This is a genomic window from Mesorhizobium sp. B2-1-3A, assembly GCF_006442655.1.
GTDB lineage: Bacteria > Pseudomonadota > Alphaproteobacteria > Rhizobiales > Rhizobiaceae > Mesorhizobium.
In genome coordinates this window covers 160882-183938 of the sequence record NZ_VFWK01000008.1, presented here as the reverse complement: position 1 = coordinate 183938, position 23057 = coordinate 160882, and the positions used below count along the sequence as shown (strand labels likewise).

Sequence of the window (23057 nt, the reverse complement as noted above, 5' to 3'; positions counted from 1 at the left end):
CCCGACTTGACCTAGGTCAGTTTGCTGGTTGTCGTTTCAGCCGGGAACTTGCCCAGCAGCGCATCGACCAGTTTTGCAAAACCGATGCCCTTCGACGATTTGATCATCACCACGTCGCCCGGCCTCAGCGCGGCAAGCAGCACCGGCTTCAGTTCCTCGACGCCGGCGCGGTATTCCGTCTTGATGTCGCCCGGCAATGCTTCCGCCAGCGCCCGCATTTCCGGCCCGCCGAGAAAGACGGTCTGGGTGCCGGTGCCGACGATGAGATCGGCCAGTGCAGCATGCAGCTTGGCCGAATGTTCGCCGAGTTCGAGCATGTCGCCGAGCACGGCGATGCGGCGGCCCTCGCCCGTCACCGGCGTTGCGTTGAGCAGCGCCATGGCAGCCGCCATCGAGGCCGGATTGGCGTTATAACTCTCGTCGATCAGCGTGATAGAGCCACCGGGGTGGCCCGAAGCCGAGCCACCGGGGTGCCGCAGCACATGGCGTTTTCCGCGGCCGCGCTCGGCCGAGAGATCGACAAGGGCCAGTGCTACCTTGTCGAGGTCGGCACCGACCAGCTGCGCCGCGCCCAGCACCGCCAGCACGTTCTGAACCATGTGCCGGCCGGGCGCACCGATACGGGCGATCATATCATGGCCGCCAATCCTGGCGGCGATGTCGGAATGGTCGGCATGCAATTCGCATTTGGTGAGCTTGAAGGTCGAGCGCGCATTCTCGCCGAAGCCGTAGACATGCTCGACGCCGGCGGCATGCGCCATCTTGTCGAGGAGCTTGAAGCGCGCATCGTCGCGGTTGAGGACAGCGGCACCTTCGGGCTCCAGCCCTTCGAAAATCTCGGCCTTGGCCTTGGCGATCTCGTCCAGATTGCGGAAGAAACCCAGATGCGCGGCCGCGATCATGGTGACGATGGCGACATGCGGCCGTACCATCTTCACCAGCGGCCGGATCTCGTCAGGATGGTTCATGCCGATCTCGAACACGGCATAATCGCAATCGGCGGGCATGCGTGCCAGGGTCAGCGGCACGCCCCAATGGTTGTTGAAGGACTGCGCCGAGGCGTGCACCTTGCCGACCGCCGAAAGCACATGGCGCAGCGCTTCCTTGGTGGTGGTCTTGCCGGCCGAACCGGTGACAGCGATGATTTTGGCAGCCGAGCGGGTCCGCGATGCGACGCCGAGCTTTTCCAGTGCGACCAGCACGTCCTCGACGACGATGATCGGCGCCGTCAGTCGGCCGAGCGACGGCAGCTTGCCTTCCGCCACCACCAGCACGCCGGCGCCGGCCTTGATGGCCGCGGTGGCGAAGTCGTGGCCATCCATGGCTTCGCCCTTGATGGCGAAGAAGGCGTCACCCGGCTGCAGGCTGCGGCTGTCGATCGAAATGCCCGATATGCCTTCGGGCATGGGCCCAAGAGGCCTCCCGTCCATGGCGGCAACCAGCGCCTCGGAGCTCCACAGCAAACTCATGCGGCACGCTCCCGCAAAGCGGCGCGGACTTCCTCATGATCTGAAAAATGCAGGGTTTCGGAGCCGATCGTCTGGCCTTCCTCGTGGCCCTTGCCGGCCACGATCAGCGTGTCGCCGGCATGAAGCATGCCGACGGCCTCGTGGATCGCCTTGCGCCGGTCGCCGATCTCGATGGCGCCGGGTGCGGCAGCCATGATGGCGGCGCGGATCGTTTCGGGCACTTCGGAGCGCGGATTGTCGTCGGTGACGATGACGACATCGGCAAGCCGGGTCGCGATCTCGCCCATGATCGGCCTTTTTCCCCGGTCGCGGTCGCCGCCGCAGCCGAACACGACCATGACGCGGCCCGTCGTGAACGGGCGCACCGAAGCCAGCACATTTTCCAGCGCATCGGGCTTGTGGGCATAGTCGACATAGACTGGCGCGCCACTGGCGGTGGTTCCGACGAGATCGAGCCGGCCCGGCGCGCCCTTCAATTTCTCCAGGGACATCAAGGCCTTGGCGACCGGCGTTCCCGTGGAAATGGCAAGCCCCGCCGAAACCAGCGCGTTCGAAATCTGGAAATCGCCGGCCAGCGGCAGGTCGATCTCGTAAAGCACGCCCTCGGCCTCCACTTCGGCACGCTGGCGATGGCGTTCGTGCTCGACGCGCTTCAGCGTGAGGAAATCGCCATGGCGGCCAACCGTCAGCACGTCGAGCCCGGCGGCCCGCGCCGCCTGGATGGTCGGCGCCGACCACGGGTCGTCGGCGAAGATCACCGCCGGCGCGCCTTTCGGCAGCAGCGTGTCGAACAGGCGCAGCTTGGCGCGGTGATAATCCTCGATCGTCGGGTGGTAATCCATATGGTCGCGGCCAAGATTGGTGAAGCCGCCAGCCGCCAGCTTCACGCCGTCAAGCCGGCGCTGGTCGAGGCCGTGGCTGGAAGCCTCCATCGAAGCGTGGGTGACGCCGGCATCGGCCAACTCCTTGAGCAACTGGTGCAGGGCGACCGGATCGGGCGTGGTCAGCGAGCCATATTCGTTGCGCCCTGGCGCCACCACGCCGGTGGTGCCGATCGAAGCAGCGGCATAGCCCGCCTGCTCCCAGATCTGCCTGGTGAAGGCGGCGACCGATGTCTTGCCGCTGGTGCCGGTCACCGCCACCATGGTTTGCGGCTGTCTGCCGAAATAGCGGGAAGCGCTCAGCGCCAGCGCCAGGCGCGGATCGTCGACCGCCAGCACCGGAACCGGCAATCCCGCAACGGAACCGCCTTTGCCTGTCACGATCGCAAGCGCGCCACGCCTGGCCGCGTCGGCAGCGTAGGCCGCGCCGTCCGCCTTGGTACCGGCGAGCGCAAAAAAGACGACGCCGGGCTTTACCTGCCGGGAATCGGACGAAATCCCGGTAACCTCCAGATCGGCGGAAGCTGTTCCTTCGACTGGCAGGACACCGGCTAGATCTCTTAGCTTCATCGAGTTCCGTTCACCGCAATAAAATAGCGCGCAGTCGCCGGCGCGCCCCAAGAATCACTCATAGGAAACCAACGTTGCACCATTTTCATGGCTGAAATCTGGTTTCACGCCAAGCATGGCCGCGGAACGCCTGATGATATTGCCGGCCATAACCCCCGCATTCGCGGCCGCGACGTCCGTCATGCCAGGCTTTTCAGGGTGCGGGGCGTCGGCAATCGTGAAGACGAGGTATTGCGGATCGTCCATCGGGAAGGCGGCGACGAACGTGTTGAAATTCAAGTCCTTCGAGTAGCGGCCGTTGATGACCTTCTCGGCCGTTCCGGTCTTGCCGCCAACGCGGTAGCCCGGGACTCTGGCGTTTCTGGCCGAGCCCTTCTCGGCGTTGAGCGAATAGAGGTAGCGCATGCCCTCGACCGTCTTTTCGCTCACCACCTTCTTGGCAGTGGCCATCGCTTCCGCCTGCGTACGCACCAGGAAGGTCGGGTTCATCAGGAAGCCGCCATTCATCAGTGCCGCGCAGCCGACAGCTGCCTGCAGTGGCGTCGTCGATACGCCGTGGCCGAAGGCGATCGTGAACGAATTGACCTGTTTCCAGACTTTCGGTTCAGTCGGGCGGGCGACTTCCGGCAGTTCGGTCTGCATTCTCTCCAGAATGCCCAGGCGATGCAGGAATTCCCGGTGCCCCTCGATACCGACCAGTTCGGCCTCCCTGGCCGACCCGATGTTGGACGAATAGAGGAACACTTCCGGCAACGACAGCACGCGGTTCTTGCCGTGGAAATCGTGAATGGCCTGATGGCCGACCCGGATCGGATGCGAGGCATCGAAACGGCTATTCATCGTCGCCTTGCCGGAATCGAGCGCCATCGCCGAGGTGAAGCTCTTGAAGGTCGAACCCATCTCGTAGAGGCCCGCCGACATCCGGTTCAGCCGGTCCTTCTCCTGTGCATTGTATGGATTGTTCGGATCGAAATCCGGCACCGAGGCCATGGCCACCACTTCGCCGGTCTTGACGTTGAGCACGACGGCGCCGGCACCCAGGGCGCGATAGCGCTCCAGGCCGGCGGCGATCTCGTCGCGCACCACATGCTGGACGCGCAGATCGATCGAAAGCTTCACCGGCTTGAGATCCTTGGCCACCGCAAGGCCCGACGCCTGCAGGTCGCTCAGGCCCTGCTCGTCGATATATTTCTCCATCCCGGAGATGCCCTGGTTGTCGATGTTGGTCAGGCCGACAATGTAGGACGAGGTCTCGCCGCTCGGATAGAAACGGCGCTTCTCCGTGCGAAAGCCGAAACCGGGAATGCCGAGCTGCATGATATCGGCCTGCTGCTTGGGCGTCAGCTGCCGCTGCAGCCAGACGAATCCGGCGCCGCTCTTGAGCTTGTGATAGGTCTGCTCGTAATCGATCTCGGGCAGCACGGTCGACAGTTTCTCGATCGCCTCGTCGGCATCGACGATGCGGCGCGGCTCCGCGAACAGCGACGCTGTCTTGATGTCGGTCGCCAGAACTTCGCCGTTGCGATCGACAATGTCGGGCCGCGAGGCGGTGACCCGGCTCTGCGGGCCGCCCGACAGATCAGGCGTCTGGAAGCCGAGATAGACCAGCCGGCCTGAAATGGTCGAGAAGATGCCGAAGAACACCGCCATCGTCATCACGATGCGCGCCTTGCCCTTGCCGCCTGTCGCCTTGCGGGCGCCCTCGACGACGATCGATCCGTCCTCACCCGTCCTGGCGCGACGCCTCAGCAGTTTGCCGATCATTGGGCGATGCCTCCGGTCACGACGGGATCCTTGTCGCCCGCGGGCGCCTTGTCCGAATTGTCGGCCATGGCGCCCTGGCGTCCGTTCAGGATGTCCTGGATATCCAGGGCCTTGGCCGGCAGATCGCCCAGGCCCACGATCTGGCGTGCGCTGACCGGCTCGAGTGCGAGCTGCGACTTGTAGAGTTCGGTGAGCTTCTGCAGCCGCGACGGCTGGGTGAGCAGGCTCCAGTCGGCCTTGAGCAGGTCGATCGTCTCCTCCTCATAGCGGATCTGGGTATGGATTTTCTGCACCGCCGCCAACTGATCCTCGGCCTCGCGCTTGGTCTTGTAGGTCAGGGCCGCCGCCGAAACCATGACGGCGATCAGGACAATGTCGCTGGTACGGAACACGTGCTTACCTCTCCCCCGGCAGGTTGATGCCGGGAAGTTTTGGAAGGCCGAAAATAGAAAAATCGCCGGCACGCGCCGGTGCCTCGGTGCGGATCGCCGCGCGCAACCTGGCCGAACGGGCACGCGGATTGGCGGCGGTCTCGGCATCACCTGGCGTCACGCCACCGCCAGCCTTGCGGAAGGTCGCGGTACGCGCCTGCGCCTCGGGCAAATGGCGTGAGCCGGTGGCGACGTCGGCCCGGTCGGCTATGAAACGCTTGACGATGCGGTCTTCCAGCGAATGGAACGTCACCACCACCAGGCGCCCACCCGGCTTCAATGCGCGTTCGGCCGCGAACAAGGCCTTGGCCAGTTCGCCAAGTTCGTCATTGACGTAGATGCGCAGTGCCTGGAACACGCGGGTGGCAGGATGGATCTTGTCCTTCGGCGCGCGGCCGATATGCGTCTCGATGGCGTCCGCCAGTTCCAACGTGCGCTCGAACGGCCGTTTTTCACGGCGCGCCTCGATCATGCGGGCGATGCGGCCTGCGTGGCGCTCTTCGCCGAGGAAGCCGAAGATGCGGGCAAGGTCGCCCGGCTTGAAGCTGTTGACGACGTCGGCGGCGCTGAGACCCGCCTGCGCCATGCGCATGTCGAGCGGCCCGTCGGTGCGGAAGGAAAAGCCGCGCCCGGCCTGGTCGAGCTGCATGGAGGACACGCCAATGTCGAGCACGACGCCGTCGACACTTTCGACATGTTCGTCCAGCGTCGAGAACGGTGCCTGCACCAGTCTCAGCCTGCCGCCCGATTGCGCCTCGAGATCGCGTCCGGCCGTGATGGCGTCGGGATCGCGATCGATCGCCACGACGGAAGCCCCGGTCGCCAGAATGGCCTTTGTGTAGCCGCCGGCGCCGAACGTGCCGTCGATGATGATGTCGCCCGCCGCCGGCGCCAGTGCCTCGAGCACTTCGCCAAGGAGGACCGGAATGTGGCGGACCGGTCCGCCAACGGCGTGCCCACCTACAGCGTTAGGAAGGTCATCGCCGTGGCCCACCGTCATTCCGGTCGCTCCCCAGGCTTCGTCCCCTGCCGAAGCTGCAAAAGCCGGGCCCGCGCCTGCGCCCCATAGGCCGCAAGCCGCCCCGGCTCCCAGATCTGAAAGAAATTGCCACGCCCGACAAAGGCCACCTCCGCCGAGATGCCGGTGTGCTCGCGGATGAAATCGGTCATCGTGATGCGGCCGTCCTGATCGAGTTTCAGGAAGGTCCCATCGCCATGGCAGAAGAAAGACATGTCGTCCGCAGTCTGCAGGAACGGATCTTCCTGTGCGATGCGCTGCTCGTAGCGGTCGAGCAGGTCGAGCCCGCCGACATCCATCGCCGGCAGGTCGAGGCAGCGCAGTGCGTAGAGTTCCGAATAGCCGCGTTTCTGTACGACGGCGCGGAAATGCGCCGGAACGGACACCCGTCCCTTCGCATCGATCCTGCTCACCGTGTTCGACAGAAACCGGTCCATTAAACGTTACAGCCGCTTGCGCCGCCGCACCCCTCTTCATCGTCTTGCACGCGCCGCCGCAGCGCGTTCCCTGCCCCGCATCAGCCGCGTCCACACAGGCAAAAATCGGCAAAAGCGCAGCCGCCGCGGCTGCCCGATTGGCGTACGCTTTACACTGACGCGGAACGAAGGCTTTGATGTCTGAATGGGATATCATGGGGCACTATGGGCGTCAACGGGAATAGGCTTCACAAACACGCGCATCGCGACCAATCCGAGCAGCCTTGACGGCACGTCTCGTCTTTATGGATCATTAAGCCTAACGAAGCGTTTAGAGCCCTCTGGCCCAAAAGACTTGGGCTTGCCGCGCATCACCCGCCCGCATAGCGTCGAGCAACGCATTCCGCCCAAAAACAAGGATCGAGCTCATGTCCGAGACGGCAAAGTCACGCGCCGCCGAACTGTCCCATTTGCGCAGCCGCGATTTCGCCAACGGCGACCCGATCCCCTTGCCGCTCACCATGGCTTCGATCTTTCACACACCGGGCGTCGAGACCAGCATCGATCAATATGGCCGCTACGACAACCCGACCTGGCGCGCCGTGGAGCATGTGCTCGGCCATCTGGAAGATGCGCAATGCGTGAGTTTTCCCTCAGGAATGGCTGCGATTTCGTCGGTGTTTTTCGCACTGCTGAAATCGGGCGATCGCGTGCTCTTGCCCGCGGATGGCTACCACGCCACGCGTGCGATGGCCGAACGCTTCCTGAAGCCGCTCGGCATAGTTTGCGACACCAGGCCGACGCCGACCTTCCTCGACGGCGGCTTCGCGGGCTATTCGCTTGTCTTCGTGGAAACCCCGTCCAACCCGCGGCTGGACATTTGCGACATCTCGGCCATCGCCAAGGCTGTCCATGAACAAAGCGGGGTCCTTGTCGTCGACAATACGACGATGACGCCGTTCGGCCAGCGTCCGCTCGACTTCGGTGCCGATATCGTCGTCTCCGCCGACACCAAGGCGGTCAACGGGCACTCGGACGTGCTGTTCGGCCACGTCGCCAGCCGTAACGCCGACATCGTCACCAGGGTGACGGACTGGCGCGCAATGGCCGGCGGCATTCCCGGACCGTTCGAGGCGTGGCTGGTGCATCGCGGCCTCGAAACACTCGAGGTGCGCTTCGACCGCATGTGTTCTTCAGCCGAAACGATCGCGCAACGGCTGAAGGAACACCGCGCGGTGCGTGGCCTGCGTTTTCCCGGTTTGAACGGCGACGCCTCGCACAACCTAGCCCGCGCCCAGATGGAGCGCTTCGGCTTCCTCATTTCCTTCGAACTCGCCTCGGAGGAGAAGGCCGAGGATTTCATCAACAATTGCCCACTGATAGAGGCCGCGACCTCCTTCGGCGGCGTCCATACCTCGGCCGAGCGGCGTTTGAAGCGAGGCGATGCGGTGCCGCCAGGTTTTGTCCGCCTTTCGGTCGGCTGTGAGCCGGTGGAAGAACTGTGGAAGGCTATCGAGACGTCGCTGGACAGGATCAGCGGCTGACGGACCGGTCACTCACCGAGGTCGTCGGCCTCGATGCCCGTGTAGCACGCGGACGATTTCGATCGTCCTCGCCGCGGACACGGTAGAGAGTGAGATGATCGCCGACGACCAGATGACGGATGCCAGGTGCTATGTCGTCGCGTGGAGCACCTGAGAAGGGATGCAAGGTGAGCAGGTCCCATCGTCGCTCCAGCGTGTCAACCAACCGTGCCGCAGCTCGTGGATCGTGGCTGGCGATGTAGTCACCGATGCTTCGAGATCGACCAGTGCCTAAGGAAGCAGGCGGTATTTCACTCCTGAAAGCCTTTGATCTGGGCCATCTTCAGGTATTTGGCGCGCAGTCGTTCCATGATTGGCTGACCGTCCTGCGCAGGTCCGCTGTCGATCCCTTCCTGCACCAGTTTGCGCAATTCCTCGACCGTGTAGCCGAGCAGGTCGCGACGATCCTTCCACTGCCGCAGCGCGTCGCGGATGACCTCGCTCGCCGAGGCGTACTCCCCTGCCGCGACCACATCGTCCACCGCTTGCGCCAGTTCCGGTGAAAGCGTGATGCTGCGCTTGTCGACCTGTCCCATGATGGGCTCCTGATATCGTTCTCGAACCATGGTACGATTTAATCGCACCAGCTTCAAGCAACTGGCCCAGGTTGGGTCCATGGGCAAACAGCTGAAAGGCTTGAATCGACAGGCGCGCCCAAGGGCGCAACCTGCTGATCTCAAAGGATTTCTTTTCGAGACGAAACTGCCAGCTGGCCTGTAAGCCGGGTTCTGTATGGCCCTCGGCCCTTGCGGGACGAGAACGTGGCGGCCATTCATCTTGGGCGCATGTTGCCATGCGCCTCACGCAACCTACCCGGACGGTGAGCCGGAAACAGCCCTCGAGGGTTTCCCCTCGCACCGCCCCTATTCGGTTTTGCTCCCGGTGGGGTTTACCGTGCCGCTCCTGTTGCCAGTCGCGCGGTGGGCTCTTACCCCACCCTTTCACCCTTACCCCGACAAAGTCGCGGCGGTTTGCTTTCTGTGGCACTTTCCCTGGGGTCGCCCCCGCCGGCCATTAACCGGCACCGTGTCTCCATGGAGCCCGGACTTTCCTCACTCGCGGCCTTTCGGCGTTTGCGAGTGCGGCCGCCCAGCCAGCTGGCAAGGCGTATAAAGGGGTTCAGCCGGGAAAACGCAAATGAAAAAGCCGGCTTATGCGCCGGCTCTCGCAACTTGCAGTCAAAGCGCCGCCATCTGAACCTTGACCTTGCTGCAATAGGCGGCCGAGATCGGGTTCATCCGCGTCGCGGCATGGCCGGCATTGTATTTCAGGATCGTGCCGCAGGTCGTGCCGCCGCCAAGGTTCTGCGCCAAGGCGAGGTACTTCATGCCGTATCTGATGTTGGTGTCGGGATCGAACAGGCCTTTGGCCGAACCGTTGTAGCCCATCATCCGCGCCGTCGCCGGCTTGATCTGCATCAGGCCGATCTCGCCGGCGCCGCCGACCATGTTCGGCCGGTAGTTGCTCTCGATCTTGATGACGGCGTGCGCCAGCGACACCGGAACGCCGTAGCTTGCCGCATAGCGGGCGACGATCGCGGAATACTGGCCGCCGCTGGCCACCGCCGCCGTCGACGCGGCGACATTCCTGAGGCCGATCGAGGCCGTTGTCGTCATGTCGATGGTCTTTCGGCCACGCTTCGTCTGCCTTTTGGAGGCGAATTTCTGCGCTTTGGCCCAGCTGGCCTTTTCCACCTTGGCGGAAGCCTGCTTCGTCGTTGCCTTCGCACTCTTGCTGCTTTTGGCCGAAATGGCCTTGCCCTTGGCGGTCGCCGTGACGAACCCCTGATCGGCCCGCGGGCTCAACGGCGCGGCGTCAGCCGCACTGAAGGCAAAAGTCATTACGCCGGCAGCAAGAGCTGCCGTTACAACGGTCAATTTCTGCATGTGATCCTGTTCTGTCTGGACCGTTCGAAGATCTTCGCACGGCGCGGCTTGATTACTATCGGAACATCCGGGGGGAAAGACGTCCGACAAACTGTACGAATTGCCCTTTGAAGCCCGAATTGGCGCCAATGAAGGCGGGGCAAGTCACTTTGAGTGACAGTTTGTAACCTGATTCAGGATAAGATTACTTGGGCAGCGCCTTGACCTGAGGTCAACGGCTTACGGAAGCAAGCAGTTTTTGCAGCGTGCGCATCGTCGAGCCGTCGGCCAGCCCGTCGACCAGGCGGGGTCGGAAATGCCGTTGGAAGGCCTCGACGACAATCCGTGTCTGGTGGTCGAAAATGCCCGATATCTCAACACCATAGCCATAGAGCGCCAGCATCGACTGCAGTGCTTCGACATCGGCACCGTTGTCGCCGGGCTTCAGCGCGGCTCCGCGCCTGACGGGGGCGGCCGGTACGAGATGGCCGACACCGGCCTCGAACAGAGCGGCCCACGGGAACTTCTCGCCCGGATCGATCTTGCGACCCGGTGCCACATCGGAATGCGCCAGCACGCGCGTGGCGGGGATGGCATGCCGCCCGGCAATCCCCTTGCACAGGCCGATCACCGCATTGATCTGGCGCCGGCGGAAGCCGGGATAGCCCAGCGAATGTCCAGGATTGACGATTTCGATGCCGACCGAACAGGAATTGATATCGGTGCGCCCGAACCAGGAGCTCTTGCCGGCGTGCCACGCGCGATCGCTTTCCCTGACCATCTGCACGATGTGGCCGTTCTCATGGACGAGATAATGCGACGAGACTTCGCTCGCCGGATCGCACAGCCATGCCTCGGCCCCGGCCCCTGTCGCCATGCCGGTATAGTGCAGCACGATCATGTCGGGCTTCAGCATATCGCGCCTTAGCCCGAAATTCGGCGACACCCTGACCTCGGCGCTCGGCTCGTCGGGCAGGAAGCCGCTCATACGTGCCGCAGGCCCCGCTCGATCATTTCATAGGCGGCGTTGATCGCGGCGACCCTGGTCGTCGCGATCTTGATGAATTCCTGCGGCAGGCCGCGCGCGATCAGCCGGTCCGGATGATTGTCGGAAACCAGCTTGCGATACCGCTTTTTGACCTCCTCGAACGGCTTGCCGCGCTCGATGCCGAGAACGACATAGGGATCGCCGGCGCCAAGATTGACGTGGCGGGCCAGGATCGATTCGTAATGCGCTTCGTCGATGCGGAATATCTCGGCGATACGGTGCAGGAAGATGCCTTCGCGCTCATGCACCAGCCCATCGGCCTTGGCGATATGGAACAGGCCGTCGAGTATGTCTTCCAGCATGACGCAATTGGAATGCCCGGAACCGCACAGCTGTGCCATTCGCTCGGCATAGGTTTCGAAACCGGCCACGTCCTGCTGGGCGAGATCGAACAGCCGCGCAACGTTGCGCGTCTCCTTCGGCGGCACTTCGAATATTTCCTGGAAGGCGCGCACCTCGTCTTGGGTGACGATGCCGTCTGCCTTGGCCATCTTGGCCGATAGCGCGATCATCGCCACCGAGAAGGCGACGCGGCGGCGCAGATCCGCATCGCCGGAAAACACTGTGCGCACAGCCTCGACGACGTCGGCAACGCCCGACGTCGCTGAAGACGATACCCGTGTGATAAACTCGCCGAGGCGGTCCCAAATCGACATGGCCCGCTTCATAGAGCCAACCGGTCCCCCCTATCAAGCCAATAACGGCTGCTGTCCGGGTCTGGGAACGAGACGCACCTTGTCGGTCCGATAGCCGCCTTCACGAGAAAAGGCCGGCATCATGCCGGCCTTCCTCCCAAGACACGCTTTACAACTTACAGACTACTGCGCGGGCGCAGGAGCAGGCGTTGCCGGAGCCGGCTCGGCGGGCTTGGTCGAATTGTCAGCCGGCGCCGCGGGCTTCATCGGCTGTTCCGCGGCCGGCGGATTGGTGCTCTGCGTCGTGGTTTTGTCAGTGCCGCTGTCGCTGCAGGCCGCGACGCCCAGCAGGGCAAGGGCGGACAGGGAAGCTAGAATGAGCTTTTTCATCACATCTCTCCTTCAACACACGCTCACGTTGCAGTGAGCGGTCGAAGGGGAAATGCACCACCCGGCCATGAGTTTCATAACGTTGCGTTTCCGCATGTAACATCAACGGGATACGTTGCTGCCGGCGCGTTGGCGCATTAACAACGAAAGCTGGAAACGAAAACGCCGGAGACAGCCGCAATGGCCGCGAAATGGGATTTCTGGATCGATCGCGGCGGCACCTTCACCGACGTCATCGGTCGTGACCCGCAAGGTGGACTGCATCCGCGCAAGCTGCTTTCGGAAAACCCCGAAGCCTACGCCGATGCCGCCATCCAGGGCATCCGCGACCTGCTCGGTCTCGAATCGGGCGCCACGATCCCATCCGGCCTGATCGGAGATATCAAGATGGGCACCACGGTCGCCACCAACGCGCTTCTGGAACGCAAGGGCGACCGCGTGCTCCTGCTCATCACCAAGGGGTTTCGCGACGCGCTCAGGATCGCCTACCAGGCGCGGCCCGATATCTTCGCCAAGGAAATCATCCTTCCCGAGCAGCTCTATGAGCGCGTCATCGAGATCAACGAACGCGTGCTGGCCGATGGCTGCGTCGAACGGCTGCTCGACATCGCCGCTTGCCGGCCGGCGATCGAGCAGGCGAAGGCCGACGGCATCGATGCCGTCGCAATCGTCTTCATGCATGCCTGGAAATACCCCGACCACGAGAAGGCGGTGGCAATGGTCTGCCGCAAGCTGGGTTTCAGCCAGGTCTCGGTCAGCCACGAGGTCTCGCCGCTGATCAAGCTGGTCGGCCGCGGCGACACCACCGTGGTCGACAGCTATCTCTCGCCCATCCTGTCACGTTATGTGGAGAGAGTGGCGGGAGAGCTGGGGGCGGCGCCAGTCTCCCCACCTCAAGAAGCGAGCGAACAAACCCCTCGCCTCATGTTCATGATGTCCTCTGGCGGCCTCACCGCCGCCGACATGTTCCAGGGCAAGGATGCGCTGCTGTCGGGTCCGGCCGGCGGCGTTGTCGGCATGGTCGAGACGGCGAAGCTCGCCGGCTTCGACAAGGTCATCGGCTTCGACATGGGCGGCACGTCCACCGACGTCGCCCACTATGATGGTGAGTACGAACGCGCTTTCGACACGGAAGTCGCCGGCGTGCGCGTCCGCGCCCCGATGATGCGCATCCACACCGTCGCCGCCGGCGGCGGTTCGATCCTGCATTACGAGGCCGGCCGTTTTCGCGCCGGGCCGGACTCCGCCGGCGCCAACCCCGGCCCCGCCGCCTACCGGCGCGGCGGCCCGCTGGCCGTAACCGACGCCAACGTGATGCTCGGCAAGCTGCAGCCCGATTTCTTCCCGGCGATCTTCGGTCCCGGCCAGGACCAGCCGCTCGACGTCGGAACCGTGCGCGCGAAATTCGCGGCTCTGGCCGCCGAAATCGGCGACGGCCGTTCACCCGAGGCGGTTGCCGAGGGCTTCGTCACCATCGCCGTCGAGAACATGGCCAACGCCATCAAGAAGATCTCCGTGCAGCGCGGCTACGACGTCACCGAATACCTGCTCAACTGCTTCGGCGGTGCTGGCGGCCAGCACGCATGCCTGGTCGCCGATGCGCTCGGCATGGAGGCGGTGCTTATCCATCCCTTCTCCGGCCTGCTTTCGGCCTACGGGATCGGCCTGGCGTCGGTCTTTGCCTCGCGCCAGCAGGCACTGCTCAAGCCGCTTGCCGAAGAATCCAGAACGGAGATCGGCAGCCTCATCGCCATCTTGAAAAAGGCCGTCATTGCCGAACTTGTGGCGCAAGGGATCACCGAGGACACGGTTGCGACGAGGCCCGTGCTGCACATCCGCTATGACGGCACCGACACGACACTGCCGGTGAATTTCGAAAGTGACTCGATTTTCCAGGCCAAGCGCGATTTCGAAATAGCCCACAAGGCGCAATTCGGCTTCGTCTATGATGACAAGCCGATGATCGTCGAGACTGTCGGCGTAGAGGGCAGCGAAATCGGCGAGAGCAGCGCCGAAGCCTATGCGCCCGCCGGACCTGCAAGGATTGAAGCCGGCGCTTCTGGAACGCGGCGTATCTACACCGAAGGCCGCTGGCATGAAGCCGGCATTCATCGTCGCGAAAACCTGCGCCCATCCAATCTGGTCCCAGGCCCCGCCCTCATCATCGAGCCGAACCAGACCATCGTTGTCGAACCGGGCTGGCGGGCCGAAATCACCAACCTCAACCACGTCGTCATCCGCCGCACCGAAAGGAAGGCGCGGGCAGCCGCCCTCGGCACATCAGCCGACCCGGTCATGCTGGAAGTCTTCAACAACCTGTTCATGTCGATCGCCGAGCAGATGGGTGTCACGCTGCAGAACACCGCCTACTCCGTCAACATCAAGGAAAGGCTGGATTTTTCCTGCGCCGTCTTCGACCACACCGGGGCGCTGGTGGCCAACGCGCCGCACATGCCGGTGCACCTCGGCTCGATGGACCGTTCGGTCGAAACCATCATCCGGCTGAACTCCGGCGACATCCACCCCGGCGACGTCTTTGCCTTGAACGCACCCTACAACGGCGGCACGCATCTGCCCGACATCACGGTGGTGACGCCTGTTTTCGACGATGCCCAAAGGAATATCCTGTTCTGGACGGCCTCGCGCGGCCACCATGCCGACATAGGCGGCACCGCGCCCGGCTCGATGACGCCGCTGGCCACCACGGTCGACGAGGAAGGCGTGCTGTTCGACAATTTCCGCATCGTCGACCGCGGCCGCTTCCGCGAGACGGAGCTGCAGACGCTGCTGACCGATCACCCCTACCCGGCCCGCAACCCGCACCAGAACATCGCCGACCTCAAGGCGCAGATCGCCGCCAACGAGAAAGGCGTCGCCGAGTTGCGCAAGATGGTCGCGCATTTCGGCCTTGATGTCGTCGAGGCCTATATGGGGCACGTCCAGGACAACGCCGCCGAAAGCGTGCGGCGGGTGATCGAGCGGCTGCCGGACACATCGGCCTATGAATATCCCACCGATACCGGCCAGGTGATCAAGGTGAAGATATCGGTCGACCGGCAAAAGCGCGAAGCGACGGTCGACTTCACCGGCACGTCACCTGTCATGAAGAACAATTTCAACGCGCCGGAGCCCGTCGCCCGCGCGGCGGTCCTCTACGCCTTCCGCGTCATGGTCGAGGACATGATCCCGATGAATGCCGGGTGTCTGCGGCCAATCAACATCGTCATTCCCGATGGCTGCATGCTGAAGCCCGCCTACCCCGCCGCTGTCGTCGCCGGCAATGTCGAGACCTCGCAGCATGTCACCAACGCGCTGTTCGGCGCCATGGGCGCGATGGCCAACGCGCAGGGAACGATGAACAATTTGACCTTCGGTAACAGACAGTACCAGTACTACGAGACGATCTGCTCCGGCTCCCCGGCCGGGCGGATGAACTCCGGCCGCGGCTTTGCCGGCACCTCCGGCGTCCATACCCACATGACCAACTCGCGCCTCACCGATCCCGAGGTGCTGGAACTGCGCTTTCCCGTGGTGCTGGAGGATTTCCACATCCGCGAGGGCTCCGGCGGCAAGGGCAAATGGGATGCCGGCGACGGTACCAAACGCACCATACGCTTCCTCGAGAAGATGGAATGCGCGATCCTGTCCTCGCACCGCAACCGCCCGCCGCAGGGACTGGACGGAGGCGGCGACGGCGAGGTCGGCTCGACCAAGGTCCGCCGCAAGCATGGGGCGGTCGAGGTGCTTAAGGCCTGTGACCAGACCGTGCTGGATGCCGGTGAGGCAGTTATCCTGACGACGCCGACGCCGGGCGGGTTTGGTAAGCTGTAATCGCGCAAGATCGAATGACATCACTTCGACCAGCCAACTGGCGTGTTGTTGGCGGCGCCCGCAATCGCGCCACCTGTCATCCCGCACTCGGTGCAGACGAACCGGCGGCAGATCTCTGCGACCCCACCGACACTAAGACAAGATGGCAACTCCGGCCGCCGTCCACTCGGTGCGAGAGTGCGGCGCGTAAGCCTGAAGCGACATGACGCATCTCCAGACCGTCTCTTTAATCGAATTCGTCGCGCCTGTAAAAATTGCCATAGAGGTGTGTTGTCGATGAATTGGATGTTTTCTGACCGTCAATATTGCTTTCGCTGTAAATGAGGTCGATGACATGAGCGGGGTTTAGTCCGGCCAGACCCGTCGATACATCGCGCTCCTCTATAATCGTTTGTTTATACGCCCCTGCCTCGGTATCCAATCTTGATTTGTCTAGAATGACATACCAAAGCCACGGATCGAATAACGGCGCTCTGACTACCGTCAAGAAGCATAGCAGAATTACGGCAATCCCTACAAAACCGCTCGCCATTCGACGAAATTGGCGGCGGCATAAAGAAACCAGTGCGGCAACGAGACACGCTAGCAACGCTGTCAAGATTACGAGCAAGAGCAGAGGGATTCCCAATAGGCCAACAAATGCTCGCAAATCAGAAGCTCGTTCGACAGGCCAAAAATCTAAGGCGCGGATCGCGATCGCACAAACGAAACCAAGCACGGCACCAATGGCCATCCGCCCAACGCGCCAAGTATCCGCGGGCCGAATTAACATGTCAGTCTCTTCGCTCTTCATCGCCATCTGAACGAGGCTCCCGAAATGTGATCAATCGATGGACATATTTGTGTCATCGACGACATCGCCTCGGGAGAGACAGGGCTGAACAGCATCAGCGCCAATCTCAGTGAACGGAAATCGGCCTCGTTGCGTTCACCAGGTCGAACTTCCGAGCACCATGGGGTACTTGGCATTGTTCAGCCCACTCGGCCAATTTCAAACATAGCAATCTCGACCGGGATGGAATTCAGAAGCTGGGCGAAGTTCCACCTAGGTGCCATTCGATTTGCGCGTCACATGAATCCTCACGTCAACAGGCTGTCACCGGCCTGTCATGCCCCTGCGGTACCCGCTTGCGCCAAAGCAAATGGGGAATCACTTTGTCATGACGGACGTCTCCTCGGATCTGGTTTTTCGCCGCGGCAAGGAAGTTGGAAAGGCCGTCTACCAGAACCGCGCGCTTTCCAAAGCCGGCATCTCGGAGCGGCTGTTTGCCCTTCTGTTTTCCGGCCTGGTCTATCCGCAGATCTGGGAAGACCCCGATGTCGACATGGAGGCCATGCAGCTTGGCCAGGGTCACCGCATCGTCACGATCGCTTCAGGCGGCTGCAACATCCTGGCCTACCTCACCCGCTCGCCGGCACGGATCGACGCCGTCGATCTCAACGCCGCGCACATCGCGCTGAACCGCATGAAGCTGGAGGCGGTGCGCCGCCTGCCCTCGCAGGGCGACCTGTTCCGCTTCTTCGGCGCCGCCGACACCAGCCACAATTCGCAAGCCTATGACCGTTTCATCGCGCCGCATCTCGACCCGGTGAGCCGCCACTACTGGGAGCGCCGCAACTGGCGCGGCATCAGGCGCATCGGTGTCTTCGACCGCAATTTCTACCAGACCGGCCTGCTTGGCCTGTTCATCGCCATGGGCCACCGCACGGCGAAATTCTTCGGCGTCAATCCGGCCCGCATGATGGAAGCCAGGAACATCGGCGAACAGCGCCGCTTCTTCAACGAGGAACTGGCGCCGGTTTTCGACAAGAAGCTCCTGAAATGGGCAACGTCGCGCAAGGCTTCGCTGTTCGGCCTCGGCATTCCGCCGGCGCAGTATGATTCCCTGATCACCTCCGGCGACGGCACAATGGCCAGCGTGCTCAAGGCCCGGCTGGAAAAGCTCGCCTGCGATTTTCCCTTGGAAAACAACTACTTCGCCTGGCAGGCTTTTGCCCGCCGCTATCCAAATCCCGGCGAGGCCGCCCTGCCCGCCTATCTCGAAAAGCAGAACTACGACACCATCCGCGGCAATGTCGACCGCGTCGCCATCCACCATGCCAATCTGATCGAATTCCTCGCCGGCAAGGATGCGGGCACGGTCGACCGCTTCATCCTGCTCGACGCGCAGGACTGGATGACCGATGACCAGCTCAATGCGCTGTGGTCGGAAATCAGCCGCACCGCCTCCACTGGCGCCCGCGTCATCTTCCGCACCGCCGCCGAGCCCAGCCTGCTGCCGGGCCGCGTCTCGACCTCGCTGCTCGACCAGTGGGACTATCAGAACGAGGCGTCGCGCGAATTCTCGGCCCGCGACCGCTCGGCCATCTATGGCGGCTTCCACCTCTATGTGAAGCGCGCGGCATGAGCACGACGGAGCTGCCGGCCAACCATGCCGAACTGATGGACGGCGTCTACCGCTGGCAGCGCCACATCTACGACCTGACCCGCAAATACTATCTGCTCGGCCGCGACCAGCTGATATCGGGACTGGACGTGCCGGCAGGCGGCACCGTGCTGGAGCTCGGCTGCGGCACCGGCCGCAACATCATCCTTGCCGCCCGTCGCTATCCCGATGCCTGCTTCTTCGGCCTCGACATCTCGGCCGAGATGCTGGAGACCGCCGGCAAGGCGATCGACCGCGAAGGCCTGTCCGGCCGCGTCACGCTGGCAAGGGGCGACGCGACCGATTTCGATGCGGTCTCCCTTTACGGCATCGAGCGCTTCGACCGCGTCTTCGTGTCCTATTCGCTGTCGATGATCCCGGGATGGGAAAAGACGGTGTCGGCAGCCCTTGCGACGCTCGCCCCCAATGGCTCGCTGCATGTCGTCGATTTCGGCCAGCAGGAAGGCCTGCCGGGTTGGTTCCGGGCGATGCTGCGCGGCTGGCTCAGAAAATTCCACGTCACGCCGCGCTCAACCCTGCGCGAAGTCCTGGAATCGGAATCTCGGCGAAACGGCGCAACCTTCCGTTTCCGCACGCTTTATCGCGGTTACGTCTGGCTGGCGGTGATCGGGCCGCGCAACCTTGCCTCCCCCTCGATGGAGGAGGTCGCGCCGAAAGCGCGGGCGGGGATGAAGCGCTAGGCAACCCACCCCGGCGCTGCGCGCCGACTCTCCCCATCAAGGAAGGGTAAAGAGAGCTAGTGCAGCGCCTTCACCAGCGCACCCACCATCGCCTGCGGGCGGTAGCCGAGCTTGGCCGGCGTCAAGCCCAGCCGCACGATCACCAATTGCTCGGAGGGAATGATGGTGACCGTCTGGCCGTCATGCCCCTCCATCCAGTAGGTGTCCTTGGGTAGGCCGGCCGCGACACCGGCACCGGGATTTTCCTCATCGCCCGGCGCCTCGATCCACAACTGGCCCTTGCCGTAGACTTTCGAGGCCAGCGCCGGCTCGCGCATCCAGTCGACGAAGCCGGCCGGCAGGATCTGGTTGCCGTTCCAGACCCCGCCTTGCAGCAGGAACTGGCCGAAGCGGGCCCAGTCATGCCCCGTGGCGTAGAGATAGGATGAGCCGACGAACGTGCCCTGCTCGTCGGTTTCGAGCACGGCGCTGTGCATGCCGAGCGGCTCGAACAGCGCCGTGCGCGGCCATGTCAGCGCCTTGGCCTTGTCGCCGATCGCATCCTGCCACAGCCGCGACAGCATCACCGCGGTGCCGCTCGAATAGGAAAACACCTTGCCGACCTCGCCCACCAAGGGCTTGGATACGGCAAAGCCCGCCATGTCCGGCTCGAGATAGAGCATGCGCGTGGCGTCGGCGACGTCGCCATAGTCCTCGTTGAATTCAAGTCCGCTCGACATCGCCATCATGTCGGCAAGGCTGATGGCGGCGCGGCCATCCGCCTTCCACGGTGCGAACAGGCCCTTGTTGTCGACCGCCATCTTGCCGTCCTTGACCAGCGTGCCGATGATGGCGGCATTCACCGTCTTGGTCATCGACCAGCCAAGCAGTGGCGTCTTGGCGGAAAAACCGTCGCCATAGCGTTCGGCGACGACACGGCCGTTCTTGACCACGACCACCGCGCGCATGCCGGTACCGGTCAGCGCCGCGTCGTCCAGCAGCTTGCCGATCACCGGATCCTGCGATGCCTCGACCCGCTCGCCCTCCGGCCACAGCGTGTCCTGGCTGGTCGCCGACGGTTCGACATGGACCGCCGTGCGCCGCGCCTTGCCGACATCGCCGTCGGGAATCGAGGCGCAGCCCAATCCATCACGGGAAACCGCCTCGCTCTTGCCCAGGAAACCAAGCAGGCCGGCGGAAACCGTGCCCCGGTTCTTGTCGACCGAGACCCGCATCAGCCGCAGCAGCGGGTGTCCGGGCGCCTGCACGTCGACGGCAAGCACCTCGTTGGGATCGCGCCCGGCGATGAAGACGTTGGAGCAGACGATCTTGGCCGAATAGCCAGAGCCGACGCGGATCAGTTCGGGTGGCGCGATGTAAAGCCAGGCAAACAGCGCGGCGACCGCCAGCACGATCAGGCCAAGCAGCCATCTGACGATCTTGACGACGATCCGCATTCGCATCCTCCCGGGCTGTCGCCCGACCCTTATGTCATCGATTTGCCGCCATTGCTTCCGCAAATCGGGGTACTTGTCGAGCGCCGTCAACGGATTATCAACCATGATCGGCGATCACGGGGGATGCATGCCGCTCAAGACCGCATAGCGGTTTTGAGACAACGACATGCACAGAAATGGATATGCTGGGCGATGCTGTGGGGCGATCGCCTGGAGGGGGCTCGACCAGTCGTCGGCCATCGGTTCACAGACCCATCAGCGACCGGCTGATTCCGGCTTGGAAGTTGCGATGCGCCGTCTTGCGGCCCTTTTCATGCTGACACTGCTTGGCGCCTGCTCGACCGTGGACGATCTCTCGCCGGTGTCGCCGTCCGCCTCCAGCAGTCCGACAGTGGCCGTGCGCGCGCCGCGCTTCGCCGATTCCAAACCGCATGAATGGGACAGTGGCGCGCCCTGGAACTATGCCGTTCACGGCACCGACGTGTCGAAATACCAGACCTCGGTCGACTGGCCGACGGCCAAGGCCAGCGGCATTTCCTTCGCCTTCATCAAGGCGACGGAGGGCGGCGACCGCTTCGATGAGTATTTCAACGAGCATTGGTCGCGCACGAAGGCCGCAGGCGTTCCACGCGCGGCCTATCATTTCTTCTATTTCTGCACTCCGGCCGCCCAGCAGGCACGCTGGTTCATCCAGAATGTTCCCGTCGACCGATCCGCCATGCCGCCGGTCCTCGACATGGAATGGAACCCGAAATCACCGACCTGCAGGTTGCGCCCCGACCCGGCCACGGTGCGCGCGGAAATGACCACCTTCCTCGAAATCGTCGAGCGGCATTACGGCAAGAAGCCGATCATCTACACCTCGGTCGATTTCTTCGATGACAACGAGCTCTCGGGCTTCCGTGGTTACCCCTACTGGCTACGCTCCGTCGCCGGCCACCCGCGCGAGAAGTATGGCAGCCATCCCTTCACCTTCTGGCAGTACACCGGGACCGGCATCGTTCCGGGCATGACCGGCAAGTCCGACATCAACGTCTTCAACGGCAGCGAGGCCGCCTGGAACAAGTGGCTGCGGCAGAACACCCGCTGATATCTGGTTCAACGGCGGCAAGCCTTCGACCAAATCACTCCAGCAGAGTTTCCGTTGAACCGGGTTCAACGGTGGCACCGCCTTGGATTAAATCACTCCGGCAGAGTTTCCGTTGAACCGGGTTCAACGCCGGCAAAGCCGCCTTGAACAAGCGACTGTGGCAGAAGAACCGTTGACACCGGGCCTGCCGCCTGCTTTTCGACACAGCCAGCGGCAAAGTGTGCAACCGCTGGTAATTCGGGGCGTTGGGCTTCCAGCCGATCACGACAATGCCCTCTTCGTTTCGGAAGGAAGCTGATGCGACTGCGTTCCCAAGCCCTCGCGGCGCTATTCCTGTGCGCTACGGCCCTGCCCGCGATGGCACAGGAATGCGGCGGCGACTTCGAAACCTGGAAACAGGGCGTGGCGGCGGAAGCCAAGGCGGCCGGTGTCGGCGCCGTCGGCCTCGACGCGCTGGAAGATGCAAATTTTGACGAGAGGGCACTGGCGCGCGACCGCGCCCAGGGCGTCTTCACCCAGACCTTCATCGAGTTTTCCAACCGCATGATCTCCGCCTACCGGCTGAAGCAAGGTGCGGCGAACATGAAGAAATACGCCGACATCTTCGCCCGTGCCGACCAGCAGTTCGGCGTCCAGGCGCCGGTCATCACCGCCTTCTGGGCGCTCGAAACCGATTTCGGCGCCGTGCAGGGCGATTTCCACACGCTGAGCGCGCTGGTGACGCTTTCGCATGACTGCCGCCGCCCGCAACTGTTCCGCCAACAGTTGGTGCCGCTTCTGGAACTGATCGACCGCGGCGTGCTGCCGGCCGACGTCAAGGGCGCCTGGGCCGGTGAAATCGGCCAGACGCAGATCCTGCCTTCGGACTATCTGGCCCGTGGTGTCGACGGTGACGGCGACGGCAAGATCGACCTGCGCAACAGCGTGCCGGACGTGATCATGACCACCGCCAACAAGGTGCTTTCGCGCGGCTGGAAGCGTGACGAACCCTGGATCCAGGAAGTGCGGGTGCCCGACGAGATGCCCTGGGACCAGACCGGGCGCACCAACAAATTGCCGCTGACACAGTGGGCGCAGTGGGGCGTCACCAATCCCGACGGCTCGCCGCTCGTCGACAAGGGCCTGAAAGCCGGCCTGGCCTTGCCCATGGGCCGCAAGGGGCCAGCCTTCCTGACCTACGACAATTTCGATGTCTATCTCGAATGGAACCAGTCCTTCACCTACGCGCTGACCGCGGCCAATCTCGCCGCGCGGTTCGCCGGCGCGCCGCCGCTTGATCCGCGCAACCCCGAACAAGGCCTCAACAACGAGCAGATGAAGGCGCTGCAGACCAAGCTCGAAGCCCGGGGCTACGACGTCGGCACGGTCGACGGCATTCTGGGCACCAACACGCGCGAAGCCATCCGCAAGGAACAGATGCGGCTCGGCCTGCCGGTAGACGGCTGGCCGACGCCGGAGCTGTTGGGGAAATTATGAAAAAGTGAGTAGTGAGTAGGGAATAGT

General features: G+C 63.3%; 20 protein-coding genes and 1 other RNA gene. 6 read left to right on the top strand and 15 right to left on the bottom strand.

Annotation, left to right across the window (positions count from 1 at the left end; translation table 11 throughout):
- Nucleotides 1-11: 11 nt before the first annotated feature.
- Genes FJ977_RS29890 through mraZ form a run of 6 tightly spaced genes read right to left on the bottom strand, consistent with a single transcriptional unit; the run spans nucleotide 12 to nucleotide 6570 of the window.
- Nucleotides 12-1469: a UDP-N-acetylmuramoylalanyl-D-glutamyl-2,6-diaminopimelate--D-alanyl-D-alanine ligase gene (locus tag FJ977_RS29890; protein WP_140775795.1), complete on the bottom strand. Its 1458-nt coding sequence runs from the start codon at nucleotides 1467-1469 to the stop codon at nucleotides 12-14.
- A complete protein-coding gene (locus FJ977_RS29885; protein WP_140775794.1) occupies nucleotides 1466-2920 on the bottom strand; it encodes a UDP-N-acetylmuramoyl-L-alanyl-D-glutamate--2,6-diaminopimelate ligase in 1455 nt (484 codons plus the stop codon). Before FJ977_RS29885 ends, FJ977_RS29890 begins: the two co-directional genes overlap by 4 nt.
- A gap of 54 nt (nucleotides 2921-2974) precedes the next feature.
- Complete coding sequence (locus tag FJ977_RS29880) at nucleotides 2975-4684, bottom strand: penicillin-binding protein 2 (protein WP_056573290.1); 1710 nt, start codon at nucleotides 4682-4684, stop codon at nucleotides 2975-2977.
- Nucleotides 4681-5076: a hypothetical protein gene (locus FJ977_RS29875; RefSeq protein WP_140775793.1), complete on the bottom strand. Its 396-nt coding sequence runs from the start codon at nucleotides 5074-5076 to the stop codon at nucleotides 4681-4683. Before FJ977_RS29875 ends, FJ977_RS29880 begins: the two co-directional genes overlap by 4 nt.
- 4 nt (nucleotides 5077-5080) lie before the next feature.
- Nucleotides 5081-6115: a 16S rRNA (cytosine(1402)-N(4))-methyltransferase RsmH gene (rsmH, locus tag FJ977_RS29870; RefSeq protein ID WP_140775792.1), complete on the bottom strand. Its 1035-nt coding sequence runs from the start codon at nucleotides 6113-6115 to the stop codon at nucleotides 5081-5083.
- Nucleotides 6112-6570, bottom strand: coding sequence for a division/cell wall cluster transcriptional repressor MraZ (gene mraZ, locus FJ977_RS29865; protein ID WP_056573299.1), 459 nt, complete (start codon nucleotides 6568-6570; stop codon nucleotides 6112-6114). The genes rsmH and mraZ overlap by 4 nt, the downstream gene beginning before the upstream one ends.
- A 407-nt stretch (nucleotides 6571-6977) precedes the next feature.
- On the opposite strand from mraZ, the gene FJ977_RS29860 reads away from it, so the two are divergent.
- A complete protein-coding gene (locus tag FJ977_RS29860; RefSeq protein ID WP_140775791.1) occupies nucleotides 6978-8093 on the top strand; it encodes a cystathionine gamma-lyase in 1116 nt (371 codons plus the stop codon).
- Here FJ977_RS29860 and FJ977_RS29855 read toward each other — a convergent pair.
- From FJ977_RS29855 to FJ977_RS29825, 7 genes are all read right to left on the bottom strand, one after another.
- Entirely contained in the window at nucleotides 8083-8298 is a 216-nt protein-coding gene (locus tag FJ977_RS29855; RefSeq protein ID WP_246683375.1) for a type II toxin-antitoxin system RelE/ParE family toxin, read from the bottom strand. The two genes, FJ977_RS29860 and FJ977_RS29855, sit on opposite strands and share 11 nt — an antisense overlap.
- Before the next feature lie 85 nt (nucleotides 8299-8383).
- Nucleotides 8384-8668, bottom strand: coding sequence for a type II toxin-antitoxin system ParD family antitoxin (locus FJ977_RS29850; RefSeq protein ID WP_140775790.1), 285 nt, complete (start codon nucleotides 8666-8668; stop codon nucleotides 8384-8386).
- A 165-nt stretch (nucleotides 8669-8833) separates the two neighbouring features.
- An RNA gene (gene rnpB, locus FJ977_RS29845) (RNase P RNA component class A) lies at nucleotides 8834-9233 on the bottom strand.
- Between the two features lie 77 nt (nucleotides 9234-9310).
- The gene (locus tag FJ977_RS29840; RefSeq protein ID WP_140775789.1) at nucleotides 9311-10018 is read right to left on the bottom strand and encodes a transglycosylase SLT domain-containing protein; all 708 of its coding nucleotides are present in this window, start codon (nucleotides 10016-10018) and stop codon (nucleotides 9311-9313) included.
- A gap of 211 nt (nucleotides 10019-10229) precedes the next feature.
- Nucleotides 10230-10985 carry an N-acetylmuramoyl-L-alanine amidase gene (locus FJ977_RS29835; protein ID WP_140775788.1) on the bottom strand — a complete coding sequence of 252 codons (756 nt, stop codon included), beginning with the start codon at nucleotides 10983-10985 and terminating at the stop codon, nucleotides 10230-10232.
- Entirely contained in the window at nucleotides 10982-11701 is a 720-nt protein-coding gene (locus FJ977_RS29830; protein WP_140775787.1) for a DnaJ family molecular chaperone, read from the bottom strand. Before FJ977_RS29830 ends, FJ977_RS29835 begins: the two co-directional genes overlap by 4 nt.
- Before the next feature lie 162 nt (nucleotides 11702-11863).
- Nucleotides 11864-12070, bottom strand: a complete 207-nt coding sequence (locus FJ977_RS29825) for a hypothetical protein (protein ID WP_140775786.1) — start codon at nucleotides 12068-12070, stop codon at nucleotides 11864-11866.
- Between the two features lie 180 nt (nucleotides 12071-12250).
- On the opposite strand from FJ977_RS29825, the gene FJ977_RS29820 reads away from it, so the two are divergent.
- Complete coding sequence (locus FJ977_RS29820) at nucleotides 12251-15901, top strand: hydantoinase B/oxoprolinase family protein (RefSeq protein WP_140775785.1); 3651 nt, start codon at nucleotides 12251-12253, stop codon at nucleotides 15899-15901.
- A 226-nt stretch (nucleotides 15902-16127) separates the two neighbouring features.
- On the opposite strand, the gene FJ977_RS29815 is transcribed toward FJ977_RS29820, so the two are convergent.
- Nucleotides 16128-16700 (bottom strand): hypothetical protein, encoded by a 573-nt coding sequence (locus FJ977_RS29815; protein ID WP_246683374.1) that lies wholly within the window; start codon nucleotides 16698-16700, stop codon nucleotides 16128-16130.
- Between the two features lie 310 nt (nucleotides 16701-17010).
- Here FJ977_RS29815 and FJ977_RS29810 point away from each other — a divergent pair, with 310 nt between their 5' ends.
- Nucleotides 17011-18309, top strand: a complete 1299-nt coding sequence (locus FJ977_RS29810; RefSeq protein ID WP_140775784.1) for a DUF3419 family protein — start codon at nucleotides 17011-17013, stop codon at nucleotides 18307-18309.
- Nucleotides 18306-19028, top strand: coding sequence for a class I SAM-dependent methyltransferase (locus FJ977_RS29805; RefSeq protein ID WP_140775783.1), 723 nt, complete (start codon nucleotides 18306-18308; stop codon nucleotides 19026-19028). The genes FJ977_RS29810 and FJ977_RS29805 overlap by 4 nt, the downstream gene beginning before the upstream one ends.
- A 56-nt stretch (nucleotides 19029-19084) precedes the next feature.
- Here the strand turns inward: FJ977_RS29805 and FJ977_RS29800 are convergent, their stop codons facing one another.
- Nucleotides 19085-20464 carry a serine hydrolase gene (locus FJ977_RS29800; protein WP_140775782.1) on the bottom strand — a complete coding sequence of 460 codons (1380 nt, stop codon included), beginning with the start codon at nucleotides 20462-20464 and terminating at the stop codon, nucleotides 19085-19087.
- A 289-nt stretch (nucleotides 20465-20753) separates the two neighbouring features.
- On the opposite strand from FJ977_RS29800, the gene FJ977_RS29795 reads away from it, so the two are divergent.
- Both FJ977_RS29795 and FJ977_RS29790 read left to right on the top strand, forming a co-directional pair.
- Entirely contained in the window at nucleotides 20754-21554 is an 801-nt protein-coding gene (locus tag FJ977_RS29795; RefSeq protein WP_140775781.1) for a GH25 family lysozyme, read from the top strand.
- Nucleotides 21555-21851: 297 nt separating this feature from the next.
- Nucleotides 21852-23030, top strand: a complete 1179-nt coding sequence (locus FJ977_RS29790) for a lytic murein transglycosylase (RefSeq protein ID WP_140775780.1) — start codon at nucleotides 21852-21854, stop codon at nucleotides 23028-23030.
- Nucleotides 23031-23057 lie beyond the last annotated feature (27 nt).

Excerpts from the sequence above, each read along its gene's own strand:
- FJ977_RS29890 (WP_140775795.1), bottom strand. The coding sequence starts at position 1,469 with ATGAGTTTGCTGTGGAGCTCCGAGGCGCTGGTTGCCGCCATGGACGGG.
- FJ977_RS29885 (WP_140775794.1), bottom strand. The coding sequence starts at position 2,920 with ATGAAGCTAAGAGATCTAGCCGGTGTCCTGCCAGTCGAAGGAACAGCT.
- FJ977_RS29880 (WP_056573290.1), bottom strand. The coding sequence starts at position 4,684 with ATGATCGGCAAACTGCTGAGGCGTCGCGCCAGGACGGGTGAGGACGGA.
- rsmH (WP_140775792.1), bottom strand. The coding sequence starts at position 6,115 with ATGACGGTGGGCCACGGCGATGACCTTCCTAACGCTGTAGGTGGGCAC.
- mraZ (WP_056573299.1), bottom strand. The coding sequence starts at position 6,570 with ATGGACCGGTTTCTGTCGAACACGGTGAGCAGGATCGATGCGAAGGGA.
- FJ977_RS29860 (WP_140775791.1), top strand. The coding sequence starts at position 6,978 with ATGTCCGAGACGGCAAAGTCACGCGCCGCCGAACTGTCCCATTTGCGC.
- FJ977_RS29850 (WP_140775790.1), bottom strand. The coding sequence starts at position 8,668 with ATGGGACAGGTCGACAAGCGCAGCATCACGCTTTCACCGGAACTGGCG.
- FJ977_RS29840 (WP_140775789.1), bottom strand. The coding sequence starts at position 10,018 with ATGCAGAAATTGACCGTTGTAACGGCAGCTCTTGCTGCCGGCGTAATG.
- FJ977_RS29835 (WP_140775788.1), bottom strand. The coding sequence starts at position 10,985 with ATGAGCGGCTTCCTGCCCGACGAGCCGAGCGCCGAGGTCAGGGTGTCG.
- FJ977_RS29830 (WP_140775787.1), bottom strand. The coding sequence starts at position 11,701 with ATGTCGATTTGGGACCGCCTCGGCGAGTTTATCACACGGGTATCGTCT.
- FJ977_RS29825 (WP_140775786.1), bottom strand. The coding sequence starts at position 12,070 with ATGAAAAAGCTCATTCTAGCTTCCCTGTCCGCCCTTGCCCTGCTGGGC.
- FJ977_RS29820 (WP_140775785.1), top strand. The coding sequence starts at position 12,251 with ATGGCCGCGAAATGGGATTTCTGGATCGATCGCGGCGGCACCTTCACC.
- FJ977_RS29815 (WP_246683374.1), bottom strand. The coding sequence starts at position 16,700 with ATGGCGATGAAGAGCGAAGAGACTGACATGTTAATTCGGCCCGCGGAT.
- FJ977_RS29810 (WP_140775784.1), top strand. The coding sequence starts at position 17,011 with ATGCCCCTGCGGTACCCGCTTGCGCCAAAGCAAATGGGGAATCACTTT.
- FJ977_RS29805 (WP_140775783.1), top strand. The coding sequence starts at position 18,306 with ATGAGCACGACGGAGCTGCCGGCCAACCATGCCGAACTGATGGACGGC.
- FJ977_RS29800 (WP_140775782.1), bottom strand. The coding sequence starts at position 20,464 with ATGCGGATCGTCGTCAAGATCGTCAGATGGCTGCTTGGCCTGATCGTG.
- FJ977_RS29795 (WP_140775781.1), top strand. The coding sequence starts at position 20,754 with ATGCGCCGTCTTGCGGCCCTTTTCATGCTGACACTGCTTGGCGCCTGC.
- FJ977_RS29790 (WP_140775780.1), top strand. The coding sequence starts at position 21,852 with ATGCGACTGCGTTCCCAAGCCCTCGCGGCGCTATTCCTGTGCGCTACG.